Annotated in this window: 11 protein-coding genes; 4 read left to right on the forward strand and 7 right to left on the reverse strand. The window is 29.0% G+C overall.

Annotated features, from left to right (window positions below):
* The first annotated feature begins 6 nt into the window (after positions 1-6).
* Genes NZ841_04495 through NZ841_04510 form a run of 4 tightly spaced genes read left to right on the forward strand, consistent with a single transcriptional unit; the run spans position 7 to position 4,801 of the window.
* Entirely contained in the window at positions 7-1,479 is a 1,473-nt protein-coding gene (locus tag NZ841_04495; protein MCS7202014.1) for a rhamnulokinase, read from the forward strand.
* Positions 1,480-1,485: 6 nt separating this feature from the next.
* On the forward strand, positions 1,486-2,430 hold the full coding sequence (locus NZ841_04500) for a MoxR family ATPase (protein ID MCS7202015.1): 945 nt from the start codon (positions 1,486-1,488) through the stop codon (positions 2,428-2,430).
* Positions 2,431-2,433: 3 nt separating this feature from the next.
* Entirely contained in the window at positions 2,434-3,567 is a 1,134-nt protein-coding gene (locus NZ841_04505; protein ID MCS7202016.1) for a DUF58 domain-containing protein, read from the forward strand.
* Entirely contained in the window at positions 3,548-4,801 is a 1,254-nt protein-coding gene (locus NZ841_04510) for a hypothetical protein (protein ID MCS7202017.1), read from the forward strand. Before NZ841_04505 ends, NZ841_04510 begins: the two co-directional genes overlap by 20 nt.
* Before the next feature lie 105 nt (positions 4,802-4,906).
* Here the strand turns inward: NZ841_04510 and NZ841_04515 are convergent, their stop codons facing one another.
* Genes NZ841_04515 through yicI form a run of 7 tightly spaced genes read right to left on the reverse strand, consistent with a single transcriptional unit; the run spans position 4,907 to position 15,299 of the window.
* Positions 4,907-6,907, reverse strand: coding sequence for a cellulose biosynthesis cyclic di-GMP-binding regulatory protein BcsB (locus tag NZ841_04515; GenBank protein MCS7202018.1), 2,001 nt, complete (start codon positions 6,905-6,907; stop codon positions 4,907-4,909).
* Entirely contained in the window at positions 6,904-8,163 is a 1,260-nt protein-coding gene (locus tag NZ841_04520) for a glycosyltransferase family 2 protein (GenBank protein ID MCS7202019.1), read from the reverse strand. The genes NZ841_04515 and NZ841_04520 overlap by 4 nt, the downstream gene beginning before the upstream one ends.
* Positions 8,160-9,617: a DUF2334 domain-containing protein gene (locus NZ841_04525; protein ID MCS7202020.1), complete on the reverse strand. Its 1,458-nt coding sequence runs from the start codon at positions 9,615-9,617 to the stop codon at positions 8,160-8,162. Before NZ841_04525 ends, NZ841_04520 begins: the two co-directional genes overlap by 4 nt.
* Positions 9,607-10,458 (reverse strand): GGDEF domain-containing protein, encoded by an 852-nt coding sequence (locus NZ841_04530; GenBank protein MCS7202021.1) that lies wholly within the window; start codon positions 10,456-10,458, stop codon positions 9,607-9,609. Before NZ841_04530 ends, NZ841_04525 begins: the two co-directional genes overlap by 11 nt.
* A complete protein-coding gene (locus tag NZ841_04535) occupies positions 10,455-11,552 on the reverse strand; it encodes a hypothetical protein (GenBank protein MCS7202022.1) in 1,098 nt (365 codons plus the stop codon). The genes NZ841_04530 and NZ841_04535 overlap by 4 nt, the downstream gene beginning before the upstream one ends.
* Positions 11,552-12,958: an alpha-L-fucosidase gene (locus NZ841_04540; protein ID MCS7202023.1), complete on the reverse strand. Its 1,407-nt coding sequence runs from the start codon at positions 12,956-12,958 to the stop codon at positions 11,552-11,554. Before NZ841_04540 ends, NZ841_04535 begins: the two co-directional genes overlap by 1 nt.
* Complete coding sequence (yicI, locus tag NZ841_04545) at positions 12,948-15,299, reverse strand: alpha-xylosidase (GenBank protein ID MCS7202024.1); 2,352 nt, start codon at positions 15,297-15,299, stop codon at positions 12,948-12,950. Before yicI ends, NZ841_04540 begins: the two co-directional genes overlap by 11 nt.
* Positions 15,300-15,303 lie beyond the last annotated feature (4 nt).

Genomic DNA, 15,303 nt, shown 5'->3' on the forward strand with positions numbered 1-15,303 from the left:
TAAAAAATGGAAGAAAGACAATTTCTTGCCTTTGATTTAGGGGCTGAAAGTGGAAGAGCATTGGTTGGAATTTTAAAAGAAGATAAGTTGGTAGTAGAAGAGATTCATAGATTTGTAAATAGACCTGTAGAAATATTAGGAAGATTATACTGGAATGTACCCCAGATCTTTCAAGAGATAAAAGAAGGAATAAATAAAGCTTTTTCAAAATACCCCCATATTGAAAGTATTGGTATAGATACTTGGGGGGTTGATTTTGGATTAGTCACAAAGGAAGGATATTTAGCAGGTCTTCCCGTATGTTATAGAGATCATAGAACTGATGGAATACTAGAAAAAGCTTTTAAAGTCATGCCCAGGGAGAGGATATATGAGTTAACAGGAATTCAAATAATGCAAATAAATACATTATTTCAATTATATAGTATGGTGCTTGAAAATTCATCTTTATTTAAATCAGCCTATAAACTTCTTTTTATGCCTGATCTTTTTAACTTTATGCTCACAGGTGAAATGAAAACAGAATTTTCCATTGCTACTACCTCTCAACTTTACAATCCTATAAAAGATTCTTGGGAAGAAGAAATATTTGAAAGATTTAGAATTCCTATAGAAATTATGCCAGAGTTAGAAATGCCAGGAAAGGAAATAGGAAAAATTTCTGAAAGCATAAGAAGGGAATTTAATATAAAGGATATCTCAGTAATCTCTCCCTGTGGACATGATACCGCTTGTGCAGTAGCTAGTGTTCCTGCAGAAGGAGAAGACTGGGCTTATTTAAGTTCAGGAACTTGGTCTCTTATGGGGGTAGAACTTAAAGAGCCAATAATTAACAAAGACTCTTTAGAGGCAAATTTCACCAACGAAGGAGGGGTAAATAAAACTTTTAGATTCTTAAAGAATATAATGGGACTTTGGCTTCTCCAAAGTGTAAGAAGAATATGGATGAAAGAAGGAACAGAATTTACTTATTCAGAAATAACAAAAATGGCAGAAGAAGAAAAACCTTTTCAATTTTTTATAAACCCTGATGATAGTTCTTTTCTTAATCCTCCTAATATGGTTCTCGCCATAAGGGAATACTGTGAAAAAACAGGACAAAAAATTCCTGAAACCAAGGGAGAGATTGTAAGATGTATTTTAGAAAGCTTAGCCTTTCGCTACAAAGAAGTCTTTGAAAGTTTAGAGAAAATTATAGGAAGAAAAATAAAAATACTTCATATTGTAGGAGGAGGTTCTCAAAATGCCCTTCTTTCTCAATTTACTGCTAATGTTTTAGGTATTCCTGTAATGACAGGTCCTGTTGAAGCAACAGCCATAGGAAATATTATGATTCAGGCAATATCAAGGGGCGCTATAAAAGATTTGTCCTCGGGAAGAAGAATAATCAGAAATTCCTTTGAACCTATCATTTATTATCCAAAGGATACTGAAATTTGGGAAAGAGAGTACAAAAGATATAAAGAAGTGATAAAATAAATATTAATGAATATCGAAGCCTATTTAGAATTTAAAAATAAAATTATAAATAACCTATCTAAGGTTATAGTAGGAAAGGAAAATATTATCGAATTAATTACTATAAGCTTTATTTGTGGAGGACATGTGCTTATTGAAGATGTTCCTGGTCTTGGTAAAACTTTAATGGTTAAAGCCTTTGCAAGAACCCTTGGAGGTAATTTCAAAAGAATACAGTTTACTCCTGATTTGCTTCCTTCAGATCTTACAGGAATAAATTTTTATAATCAAAAAACTGGAGATTTTGAATTTAAACCTGGACCTCTTTTTGCTAATATAATATTAGCAGATGAGATAAATAGAGCAACTCCAAGAACTCAATCGAGTCTATTAGAAGCAATGGAGGAAAGACAAATAACTGTAGATGGAATTACAAGAAAACTTCCCGATCCCTTTATGGTACTTGCTACTCAAAATCCTGTTGAAACTTATGGAGTTTTTCCTCTTCCTGAGGCGCAACTAGATAGATTTTTTATGAGAATAAAAATAGGATACCCAAAAAGAGAGGAAGAGGTAGAGATTATAAATAGGAATAAGCGTTTTGATTTGCTTGAAGATATAGAAACAGTAATAACTAAAGAAGAGATAGATTATGTAAGGAAAAATTATAGCAATGTAAAAATATCAAAGGAAGTGATGGATTATCTTTTAGATATAATTGATAAAACAAGAAATTCTGATAATATTCAATTAGGAGTAAGCCCACGAGGAAGTATTGCCCTTTTTAAGGGATGTCAGGTTTATGCCCTCTTTCGAGGAAGAGATTATATAATCCCTGAGGATATCAAAGAACTTGCTCCCTATATTCTTAATCATAGGATAATAACCTTAGGAACAATGAAAAGTAAAGACATATATGGATTTATAAGAACAATTATTGAAAGTATAAAAGTTCCTTTGGAGGATATTTAAAGATTGCTTTATGTACTTTTCTTTCTTATTCTTTTGGGAATTTTAATAAATATTTTCGCAAAAAGATATATTTTATATAATGTTTATTATAAAAGAGAAATTTCTAAAAAAATAGTAGAAATAGGAGAAGAATTTACTATAACTACCACTATAGAAAATAGAAAATTACTTCCTGTAACTTTTTTACAAATAATAGAACAACTTCCATCTGTTCTTGAATATAGATTTAAAATAGAAAGATTCATTGTTAAAGGCTTTTTTTATCATACTATGACCTTTTTTCTTTTGCCCTTTCAGAGGATAAAAAGAAGTTATAAAGCAATTTGTAATACTAGAGGAAGATATATATTTGGAGAAGTTTCCCTATTAGGTGGAGACTTTTTAGGATTAAATGTAATTTCTCAAAATTTTTTCCTTAATCAAGAGATTATAGTATTGCCTAAGAAGATTGATATCGAGAAGGAAATTATTCCATATGGAGATTACAATGGAGATATCTCTGTTAGAAGATGGATTATTGATGATCCTACAATGATCATTGGAATAAAAGAATATACAGGACAAGAACCTGCAAAAACTATACATTGGCCTTTATCCCTTAAGCATGGAGAACTTATGGTAAAAAATTTTGATTTTACCTATGAAAATAATTCCATGATAATTTTAAATGTAGAATGTTCAAAACCTTATTGGCTAAGAATTGATGAGGACGGAATAGAAAATTGTATATCTATAGCACGAGGAATAGGAGAGATTTTTTATGAGAGAAAAATACCCTTTGGTTTTGTTACCAATGCATTAATACATGGTTTTTCAAGAGAAGAAAATATAATCTATCCATCTTCAGGAGATCTGCATTTTTCTATTTTTATGGAATACTTAGGCAGAATTTCTTATAATGTCAACTTACCTTTAGAGAATATATTAGCAAGCTATTTGGATAAAAGTTCTCTCATTTCTACATATGTTATCATTACCCCTAAAGTTTTAAAGGAGTATATTAATTATATAAACTCCTTAAAAAATGACTTAAATGAAATTATTGTTATTTCAATATATCCTGATAATCTAGAATTTATTTCTAATAGAATAATAAAGTATTTTACAAAAAGAGAAGATGTTGCTTTTATATCTTAAACTAATATCTTATCTTTCTTTAACATTTTCTCTTCTATCCTTTGCCTTTACTCTTATTTCTAATTTTAGCTTAAATGAATTTATTTTTTTAATATTTCTTCTTATTTCTTCTCTTTCTTTTCACTTAAGAAAAAATAGGCTCCTTTTTTCTTTATCTTTTATTCTTTTCCTTATACCTATCATTTTATTTCCTTCCTTAGTTAATACTATTTTCAATATGATTTTTATCTTCTATATTTTTAATCTAATCAATAATAATATGAAAGAAGTTAGCTATGGAAATTTTGTAGATTATTTTAAGAAGTCCCTTCCCATAATATTTATCATCATCTTTACATCTATATTTCTAAGATATTATCCAGAAAAATTCTCAAATATAGAGAGATTTGTTCTTCCCTATATTTTTATTTATCTTGTAACCTCTGTTCTTTTATTAAGAGTTTTAAGATATCTTGAATATAATCCCCTAGACAAAGGGCTTCTTATAATAAACTTGAGATATACTGTAATTATCATACTTTTAGCTCTAATTCTTAGTTTCCCCTCTATTAGAAATGTAATTTTTTCTTCCTTTTCAAAGATTTTTCAGTTTTTGGTAAATATTTTTACCATTGTTTTTGGTATATTGTTTATAATTGTTGGATATTTCCTTCAAAAATTAGTTTATTATATTATTCTTTTCCTTTATTCTAAGAATATAATAAAATCAGAACACCAAGTAATTGAATCTCTAAGCTCTAGACTTGAAAATATTTTAAGGCTATTTATGGGACAAAAAAAACTTTCTTGGACCTTTCTTGATACTTTTATAACAATAGTTTTTTCTTCTTTAATTATATTGTTAACAATAATACTTATTTTTGGGCTTTTAAAAAGAAATAACTTTATCTCTAAAAATAAGGAGACATATAAAGAGGAAAAGGAGTTTATATTTCCAAAGAAAAATATCTTTCAAAGTATTTTTTTGAAAATTAAAAGGGAAAAAGATCTTAATATCGTAAGGATATATTATAAAAGGTATCTTAAAGAAAGTACGAAAAGAGGCATAGAAATTCTTCCCTCCTTTACCTCCCTTGATATATACGAAAAAACTAAGCATATATTTAATCCTGAAATATTAACCCGTATGAGAGAAATATATATCTATGTAAGATATAATATAAAAATACCCTCTTCTGACTTAGTTAAAGAATTTCTTTCTCTTTACAAGAAACTTAAAGAAAAAAAGTCTTAGTTAAAAAACTTGCCATAAGGAGTATGTGTTAGTAATGCAGAGTATACCAAGTTTTGAGCTCAGTCTATGAAATTATCAAGTTATATTAAAGTAATTTAAGCTTCACTATATTCTTTTCCTATTCCAAATTACTAAGATTATACTTAATATAATGATAGCTAATAAAACTATTAAATATAGAATTAATGGGCTAATTTCAAATATAATTCTATATGAAATCTCTGGACTTGCTAAAATTTCAGAGTAAACATTACCAAGTTTTGTTATAATAGTTATTTGACCTGTTATTTTGTTAATATTCTCAGTTTTATTTAAAAAATTATTCAATCTTATCAAGGAATCTGCCTCAGAATAAAATATAGAATATAAAACACCCTTAAAAGGAGACTTCTCTGCTTGAAAAATTACATCTGTAGTAAAACCATCAAAATAAATATCTAGATCTTTTTTAAATGTAAATTTATCTTTTGAAGGTATAATCCAAAGATAATTTTTTATTTTTTCTATTCTTTTATCATCAAACTTTCCAACAAAGATAATATCCTTTCCAGAAAGTATAGTTTCATCTATTATATCTCCTAATATAATCTTAAAATTATATCTTAATCCCATATTTTGACCTATCTTTCCAACGAGAGTTGCTAACAAAGTGAGCTCATAAAGATTTACATCATTCATTAACCAGATATAAATATCATTAGCGCTTCCTCGAAATAAGTTCTTCAGATTAGGATATTCCTCTTTATAGTCTTTAACAAAATAAACTAAAGAATTTCCATCTATTTTAGTCCAAGCAACCTCCTCAAATCTCTTATCACAAGGAGCATTTTTTAAATCATGATACACTTTTATCTCCACAATCCATTCTTTTTTATCCAGTTCTTCTTGAGGGAAATATACTTTTATTCTTCCCTTTTCCACATTTCTACCATCTAATTTTTCACTTTTTACAGGAATGCCATTGATATAGACAGTGATTACTGATCTATCCTCTAATACGGGAGAATGACTTAAATATAATTCTAAAAATGATCCTTTTCCAATCCCCTCAAAGCCAACAGGAGATTTAATTAAAAAGGATTTTCCTTGGTAAAAAGCTCCCGATAAAACTAAGTTATCAAATCCTAAATCTACTAGTCTTATTACATTTTGTTTATTCTCTTTATCATATTTTTTATCCTTTGAAGTTTTAACAATTATAGGATTATCCTCTGCGACCTTTATTTGTTCCTCATCAGTTATATATTCTAAAGCTTTCCATATTCCTCTCTTATCTCCTGATATATATAGTCTTAAGCTGTCATGATAAGACATATATATTAATCCATCTCCTGATTCTAAATATTTTAAAAATTCTTGTTTTTTAAGGAATTCCCATTTATCAATTTTTCCAATTAGTATCTGATTTTCTCCTCTTTTCTCATAGGGATTGTCAAAAGATACCCTATAAGATAAATTCTTATATCTCTCTCTTGTGGCAAGCTCATTAGCTAAATATAATAAGACTTCGATCTCATCAGTATCAAAATTTTTAGGGAGATAAAAAACAAAATTGCATACATCTTTTTTTAAAAAATCTAAAAAGGGATAAGGGAAATAAGAAATCTTATAGGATTTATCAATAGTCTCCAAATGCAACATAGAAGTATTATGTAAAAGGACCCAATTTGCATCGTTATCTAAATCTTCACATATCCCTTCTATACTTCTTTGTTTTGTAGATATAATTATCTCATTATATCCTTGCTTAATTCTTGCTTTAGGAATTCTTATCTTTAAACTGATAAAACCTTTTCCTGGCTCTACAATGTTTCTCGAAAATATGGGATATCCATTCAAGTAAATAGTTACCATTGATAACTTTGTAATTAGAGTCTCAGAATAAGAATATTCCAATTTTAGATAACAATTATCAATAACTTCTACTCCTTTTGATATAAAAAACCAAAAGGAGTATTTATTTAAGGGAAGATTTAGAAGAACCCCCTCTTTAAGTATAGGAATATTGTAAATATTAATTTTTCTGGATCTATCAAAAGAAAATGCAGGCAGAAAAATAGTTAAAATTAGAATAAAGATTATAAAGATAAAGTTCTTCTTTCTCATGATACACTCCTTTCAGTTTTATACCATCTCATTGTTTTCCCTGTTAACCTATCCCTAAAAGCAAGATAGAAGGCTCTTAAAACTACATATAACCATAGCTGACAGTAGGTAAAATACATTAAAGCAATAAGAAGTAAATTTTCTAAAGTTCCCTCCCCTTTTTCTAAACTTAAGGATATAAAAGTTTCTGTAATAAAAAGAATATAAGCTAGTATCCAAATTATTAATAAAGGACCTCCTACATTTAACTTTATAATTCCTAAAAGTCCCAAAATAAAAATAAGATCTGAGATTAAAATGCTAGAAAATGCAACTAAATAAATATAAGTGAAATAAATTAGATCAAAAGCAATTTTGCTTTTTAAGAAAAATATATTTTTTAGATAAGTAGAAATTACTGAAATATTTCCCCTTGCCCATCGAGTTCTTTGCTTTATCCAGACTTTTAGTTTCTCGGGTTCTTGTTCCCAAGTAATTGCTGAAGGTACCCACTTAATTTTATATCCCTCCTGATAGATCCTTATAGTCAACTCTGTATCCTCTGTTAATGCATGTACATTCCATCCTCCAATTTTTTCTAGCAAATCTTTTCTAATAATAAAATTAGTCCCAGGAATAGTGGTAAGACCAAGAAAATAATTTCTTGCTGCTTGAACGAGCCATTGGAAACTCAAGGTTTCTATGTTTATAAATTTTGTTAAAATATTTTTATCCTTATTCCTTGTTCTAAACTTTCCAACCACTGCTCCAAGACTTGGATCGCTTATTATAAATCTAACTAAATTAAGTATTGCTCTTCTTTCTGGAGTATTATCTGCATCATATACCGCTATATACTCTCCCGTTGATATTTTTAATCCATGATTTAAGGCATTTGATTTCCCTTTAGCACCAAGAGGTGGTTTTATTTCAAGGACTTTCAGATTATTATATATTCTTTGCTTTTCTCTTAGAATATCTCCTGTTTTATCTTGAGAGCTATCATTTATAACTATAATCTCTAATTTATCCTTAGGATAAAGAGAACGAGCTATTGCATCTATAGTATTTCCTATAACCTTTTCCTCATTATGGGCAGGAATAAGCACTGATATCTTAGGATACCAAGGTAATTCTTCTTTTTCTTCTTCAGAAGAAAAACTTTTTAAAAAGTATCTGTAACCAAAATAAGTTAATATGATATGATAAAGAAGAACTAGCCATACCAGGCCCATAGAGATGACAAATAGATAATCCCAAAGGGTTAACACTTTCATTTCTTTAGTTCTCTTTCATAGAGTTTACGTTTATTATTTATCAACAAGATAATTATTAAAAGAAAAGATATTATTACAACAATCAAAAAAATTTTCAAATAAGCTATAAATCTATCAAAAAATTTTTCAATAGCAGTTTTACTATATGGTGAAATCTTACTTACAACCCATTTTTTACCATTTTTATTGGTAATGATTAAGTTTTCATTAGCCACCTGATAAGGCTCCTGAGAAAAATCCAGAAAGTCATATCCTAAATCTTTTAAATTGGAAATTAGTTCCTCTATATCCTCAGAAGAAACATAGGAAGGAATAGATATTCCGATAATTATATCTCTAAAAGCTAAAAATTCTTTTGCTTTTTTAAAAACCTCTATTTTATTCTTAGGATCCCTTGGATTATATTTTCCTAAATTTACAGGATATATTAAGGTGTAAAGATCTTTTGTGAGAATTAAACTATCATCTAATATTATTTTAAAATATTTACCCGCATCTACACGCTTTTCTTTATAAGGAATATCATACATCTTAAAAGCAACAGGATATAATTCGCAACTTGCTAAAAGGTTTAAATCATTATTAATTCTAGAATTGTAATCATTCTCATAAAATGAACCCTGAATAATGAATCCTCCAGACTCTTCAACTTTTCTTAATAACGAGAGCAATTTCTCATTATCCCATAAATAGAAGATCTTTCCATCTTTTTTTATTGTAGGATGAACCACAAGAAGATAAGGAACACCTTGACAACAGTAAGTTTTTAATTTTTCTTCTAAAAATTCTGCTGAGGTTAAAGGACTTATATCGTCAAGAATAATCATGGCTTTCTTAGAGTTTTTATGTTTAACCTCTAGAATTTCATGGAGAAGATCAAGAAAGATAATACCAGTGTTATCTCTGAAATCCAGTCGACCAAAGTAATATAAATTATCTATATTAAATACCCAAGGATATTTATTGATGCCATCGCTTATATAGGATAGAATTTTTCCTTTTTGAGGTTTAATAATATAAACGGAATTTTCTGGCTCAAAAGGAATTTCTTTATTTTTATATATTAAACTTGTAAATCCTAATTGCTTACCTTCTCCTTTAAAATCCTTACATCCAATATATTTTACGTAATCATAAATATTTGCTTCTATCCATATGATTTTTCTAGCTTTTGAAATTTCCTTTAAAAAACTTTTCTTCAGAAATTTTTCCTCAAGTCCCAAATAAATAATTAAATCATATTTCTCTACGTTACTTATAATATCGGAAGAAACACTTCCCACCTCCACATTATAATGCGATAGATACTTTTCCAACAGTTTTCCCAAAGAATAGTCTTCTCCAATCCTTGTTAAAACATCATATATAATTAATACCTTTTTCTTATCTTCACAGAAACTTATGGATGATATTAAAATAAAAACTAAAAGAATTATTAAGAATTTATAAATCATACTTGCTATTCTCTTTAGCTCTTTCCCAGAAAATTAAATAATCTTCACCTAAATTATATTGAGTTTCTCCTATTTTAATTTTTAAACTAATGATTTTCCTTTTACCATCGAAATCCACGCTGATTCTATCTAAGAATTTATGAAGTTTTTCTTTAACTATTTTAGCAGAGTTTAAATCTGTATTTGGTAATATAATTCCAAGAGAAAACTCATCAATTATACCTTTTACATCTATCACCCTTGTATTTTTATTTATTTCTTCAGCAATTCTTTCCAGAATTCTTTCATATCCCTCTTTACCATAAATATTTTTCAATTCCTTATAATCAGAAATATCGATATAAAGAATAGATAAAGGCTCTAAAATCCTGTTTGCTCTACTTACTTCTTCTTCAAGCCTTTGAAAAAAACCACTTGCATTTAAAAATCCTGTTATTTCATCTAAAAGTATTAGTTTCTCTTTTTCTTTACTCTTCTCTATACATTCCTTTAACTTGTCGAATTCCCTTCTCAGACTCCCCACAAGATACGTTCCTATAGGAAAAACTAATAACCAAAGGGCATATTTTAACTCAAAATCAGTTATAGAAGCTGTTACTAAAATATTGTATATAATATAAGTACCATATCCTAATATTACAAAAAGTGAAAATATTAATCCTTCAATTAAACCTAAATTATAGGCTATAATTAGACTAATTACCAAAAAAGACATTAAAATAAAGCTCTCAAAATCCACATTAAAACTCCAAGAAAATAAGAAAACTAAAATAACAAACCAAAAAATCATGAATAAATTAAATATTACAACATCTTTAACATTCTTTATTTTCTTATTCATAACTCACTCCTTACAATAGCTAATGTTAATAAGTTTTCAAGCTGATCGAAAGCATAAAAATTATAATTATAATGATCTCCTAATCCCATATTTTTTCCTTTAAATCTCTTTATAAAATTTTTTAATTTATTTAAATAAGTTCTTTCATTAAGTTTATGATATAATCTTAATACTAACGTATAAACCCCAGAACTTTCTTCTTCTCTTATTCTTCTTCCCAGCCAATCATATTGGATTGAAATTTTATTATATTTATTTATCTCCATATTAACAAAATTTAAAAAATTTTTAAAGAGAGTCTTATCTTTTATATATAAGGCTATCAAAACTTGTTCTATAGTATTTATCTCTCTAGGTTTTATAAATTCATTTTTCAAAAGATCATATTTTATAGGAAAAAAGATATCAGAACATATTAAACTCCCCAATAACAATCTTCTTGAATTTTCAAAATATTTTTTAATTTCAGAAAACTCGTCCGCTACATATTGGATTTTATCTATATCAAGATAAAAAAGAGAAATTGTAGTAGAAACCTTTTTAATTCTACCATCATAGAAATCTACAAAAAAATTTTTATAGGTATTGTATTTTATTATCCCCTCCAAAATCCTTCTTCCTTCTTCCAAATAATCTCTATCCTTAAAAATATGAAAAGCCTTCACTAAAGAATATAAAATTCTAAGAGAATCTAAAAAGGCTGTGGAATTATCAGGCTTTAAAGTTCTTCTATTTATTCTCCAATAGAGATACCCTTCCTTAGACAAAAAATACCTTTTAATATTTCTATAAAGGACATCAAAGAGCCTTTTGTTCTTAATTAAGAGGGAATATTCCATTAACTGTCCAAAAGACTCTAGCAGAGAATAATCCGAGGATGAATTTTTTTTAATCTCTGAAATTAATAATCCCCTATAATCAACCAGACTTTTTTTTACAAATATCAACAATGAACCTTCATCTTCAGAAACCTTTTTTGCAACCTCTCCTAAAATGAACTTTAATCTCAAACCCCAATATATATCCTCAATAAATACCTTAAAAATTAATAAGCCAGTTGCTATTAATAAAATAAAAAGAATTAAAAATTTCATTATTTGCTAGTTATTTTAAAAGTTATAGGATAATTTAACTTATCATGTTCAGGAACTTTAATTATCAACCCCTTTTCATTTCTCTCAAAGGGAACTTCCAATTTCTTCTCCAAAAGCTCTACCTTTAATACATCCTTTTGATAGAGAGTAAGCTCTGTGCTCAGAGATTTAATAAAAACTTCATCTTTTTCTGGTTTATTCATTAAAATAGCGTATAATATATCTTCCTTTGTGGTAAATCTAAAATCTTTTCCTGTGTATGTTATTTCCTTTTCACTAAAAGAACCTCCAGCACTCCTAGTAGGACCTTCTCCATATATTTTCCAAGGTTTTGCTCCATATATAGCCTCACCATTTTTAAGAAGCCATTCTCCTATCTCAAGCAGAATCTTCTTAACAGGCTCTGGTATTGTTCCATCTGCTTGAGGACCAATATTTAAAAGTAAATTTCCATTTTTACTTACAATATCAACAAGTTCCCATATTAACTCTTTGGATGATTTATAAATATCTTTTTCTATATATCCCCAGGAAAGTCTTGAAATAGAAGTATCAGTTTGCCAATATATAGGATCAATATCTGACAGCTTTCCTCTTTCTACATCAAAAACTGCACATTCTCTAGGTACAGCATTCAACTTGTAGTTTATTACTACACTCTTCTCCCATTGGTATGCCTTATTGTAGTAATATGCAAAAATCCTCTTTAAGTAAGGCTCAAAAGACGGTTGTTCTATCCACCAGTCAAAGTAAATAAGTTGAGGTTGATATTTGTCAATAATCTCAGTAAGTCTTAAATACCAATCTTCTAAAAACTCCTCGGTAGGTTGCATGGTTTCAGGTTGAGCAGGTCCATATAGATCAAAATATTCCCTTTCTCTTACATCGGAATCAAATTTCATTCCCTCATTAAAGAACCACCAGTGTTCAGCTCTATGATATGATATTCCAAATGTTAAATAATTTTCTCTTACTGCTTTAGCTAATTCTCCAATAATATCTCTTTTAGGACCTATTTTGGTTGCACACCATTTAGTATAACTGCAGTCATACATAGCAAAACCATCATGATGTTCTGCAACTGGGACTATATATTTTGCTCCTGCTCTTTTAAATATATCCACCCATTCATAAGGATCAAATTTTTCTGCCTTAAAAAGAGGTATAAAATCTTTATATCCAAATTTTTTATGCTCTCCATAGGTTTTTGTATGATGTTCAAATTCAGGTGTTTCTTTTATATACATATTTCTTGGATACCATTCATTACCAAAGGCAGGTACCGAATAGACCCCAAAATGAATAAATATTCCAAATTTTGCATCTTTATACCAATCGGGAATTTTGTAATTTTTTAAAGATTCCCATGTAGGTTCAAAAGGACCTTCAGGAATTTTAATTTTCATTACTATTATCCCCCCTATTTTCAATTATTATCTCTTTTACTCCCTTCTCAGGAGTAATCTTTACACCTTTCTCAGTCTTTTCCCCTTTTCCTCCTTTTATAATCTTTACATCGTGAATGTTAAATAAAATAATAGAATATGCTTTTCCTGAATCTTTTTCCACATTAATTTTTATCTTCTCTTTTTCTTTTCTTAAAATTACTTTCAACTCCAGCTCCTTCTCCAGATTGTATACCTCACAAAAAGACTCTCTCCCTTCTATAGGCTCAAAAATATAAAGAGTAACATTTTCTGCATAATCGTAATCTGGTCTCTCTTTGTTATTTCCTATAGCAATAACACTTCCTGGTCTTACCATAAGGGGTAAAGAAAAATAGTCAAACTTTTCTTTATACCACTTTCCCCCAAAACGCTTTTCTCCTGTAATAAGATTTGTCCATATTCCTACATCAGGAAGATAATACTCTACTACTCCTTCTTCGGAGAAAATAGGAGCAACGAGTAAATTATCTCCTAACATATACTGTCTATCAAGAAAATGACAGGTTGGGTCCTCTTCAAATTCAAGAATCATAGCTCTCATCATAGGTATACCCCTATTCACTGCCTCTATAGCTTTGGCATAAAGATAAGGCATCAACTGACATTTGAGATTAACAAAAAATCTGAGAACATCAACTGCTTCTTCATCATATAACCACGGTACTTTGTAATCATGATTACCATGGAGTCTTGAATGAGAAGAAAGAAGTCCAAAAGCCACCCATCTTTTGTAAAGATCAGGAGTTGCAGAACTATCAAATCCTGCTATATCATGACTCCAGAAGCCAAAACCACAAAGTCCCAAAGAAAGACCTCCCCTTAGAGTTTCTGCCATTGACTCATAAGTGGACAGACAATCTCCACCCCAGTGAACTGGAAACTTTTGACTTCCAGCTGTTGCAGATCTTGCAAAAACAATAGCATTTTCTTCTCCCAATTCTTCTTTTAAAGTTTCAAAAACAGTCTTATTATAAAGATAAGTATAGAAATTATGCATTTTTTCAGGATCAGATCCATCATGATAGACTACATCTACAGGAATTCTCTCCCCAAAATCTGTCTTGAAAACATCAACTCCCATTTTTATAAGTTTTCTTAGATAATCTGAGTACCATTTTCTGGCAGAGGGATTTGTAAAGTCTACAATTCCCATCCCAGGTTGCCACTCATCAGTCTGCCAAACTCTTCCGTCAAGTCTCTTCAATAAGTATCCTTTTTCTTTTCCCTCTTCAAAAAGCTTTGATCTTTGAGCAATATATGGATTTATCCATAAACATATTTTAAGTCCTCGTTCTTTTAGTCTTTTCAACATCTCTTCGGGATTAGGAAATACTCTTTCATCCCACTCGAAGTTTACCCAATGATATTCCTTCATCCAAAAACAATCAAAATGAAATACATGTAAAGGAATGTTCCTTTCTTTCATGCCTTGGATAAAGTTTGTAACTGTTTCTTCATCATAATTGGTAATAAAAGATGTAGTGAGCCAAAGTCCAAAGGACCATGGTGGAGGAAGTACAGGTCTTCCTGTAAGAAGAGTATAATTTTCTAAAACTTCTTTTAGATTGTTTCCTCCTATAATGAAATAATTTATCTTTTCTCCTTCTACACTAAATTGTATTCTTTCTATATTCTCTGTAGCTATTTCAAAAGAAACTCTTTCAGGATGGTTTACAAATACCCCATAATCTTTATTAGTCACATAAAAAGGAATATTCTTATATGCTTGATCAGAGATAGTCCCCGCATCAGCATTCCACATTTCTATACTTTGTCCATTTTTTATAAAAGGTCCAAATCTTTCCCCAAGCCCATAAACCATTTCTCCTACAGAAAGATCTAAGCTCTCCACCATATAAGTTTTTTTGTTCTCATCAATAGCATATGCCATATGTTTGTATCCTGAAGAGGTTAATTTTTTATTTTTCCAGTAGAAAGTATATGAAAAAGTTCCTTTTTTGGTAATTCTCACCTCTAAATTTCCAGACTTTAAAATTATGTTATTATCTTCTTCCATAATTTCTGGTTTATAGTTTTCGTTCTTGTTTAGTTCGAAATAGGGACCTTTTTCAAAGAGTCCCTTAAAGTGATAAGATGTTACTTCAATAATATTAGGAAATTGGGAAGAAAAGTGAATTTCAAATAAGGGCCCAAAAAGAGTTTCCCCTCTGTTCTTTACAAAAACCGATGGAGCATAAATTATAATTTCTTTCTCTTTTATTTCGTAATCCCAAACTACACATGGATGATAAATTTTTATTCCTTCTTTTATTCTCCAATAACCATCAGTAAATTTCATAAAA

It is taken from the genome of Dictyoglomus sp. (genome assembly GCA_025060475.1).
Taxonomy (GTDB): Bacteria; Dictyoglomota; Dictyoglomia; order Dictyoglomales; family Dictyoglomaceae; genus NZ13-RE01.

Bases quoted from the DNA above. Each gene is read 5' to 3' on its own strand.
- NZ841_04495 (MCS7202014.1), top strand. From the start codon at position 7: ATGGAAGAAAGACAATTTCTTGCCTTTGATTTAGGGGCTGAAAGTGGA.
- NZ841_04500 (MCS7202015.1), top strand. From the start codon at position 1,486: ATGAATATCGAAGCCTATTTAGAATTTAAAAATAAAATTATAAATAAC.
- NZ841_04510 (MCS7202017.1), top strand. From the start codon at position 3,548: ATGTTGCTTTTATATCTTAAACTAATATCTTATCTTTCTTTAACATTT.
- NZ841_04515 (MCS7202018.1), bottom strand. From the start codon at position 6,907: ATGAGAAAGAAGAACTTTATCTTTATAATCTTTATTCTAATTTTAACT.
- NZ841_04520 (MCS7202019.1), bottom strand. From the start codon at position 8,163: ATGAAAGTGTTAACCCTTTGGGATTATCTATTTGTCATCTCTATGGGC.
- NZ841_04525 (MCS7202020.1), bottom strand. From the start codon at position 9,617: ATGATTTATAAATTCTTAATAATTCTTTTAGTTTTTATTTTAATATCA.
- NZ841_04530 (MCS7202021.1), bottom strand. From the start codon at position 10,458: ATGAATAAGAAAATAAAGAATGTTAAAGATGTTGTAATATTTAATTTA.
- NZ841_04535 (MCS7202022.1), bottom strand. From the start codon at position 11,552: ATGAAATTTTTAATTCTTTTTATTTTATTAATAGCAACTGGCTTATTA.
- NZ841_04540 (MCS7202023.1), bottom strand. From the start codon at position 12,958: ATGAAAATTAAAATTCCTGAAGGTCCTTTTGAACCTACATGGGAATCT.
- yicI (MCS7202024.1), bottom strand. From the start codon at position 15,299: ATGAAATTTACTGATGGTTATTGGAGAATAAAAGAAGGAATAAAAATT.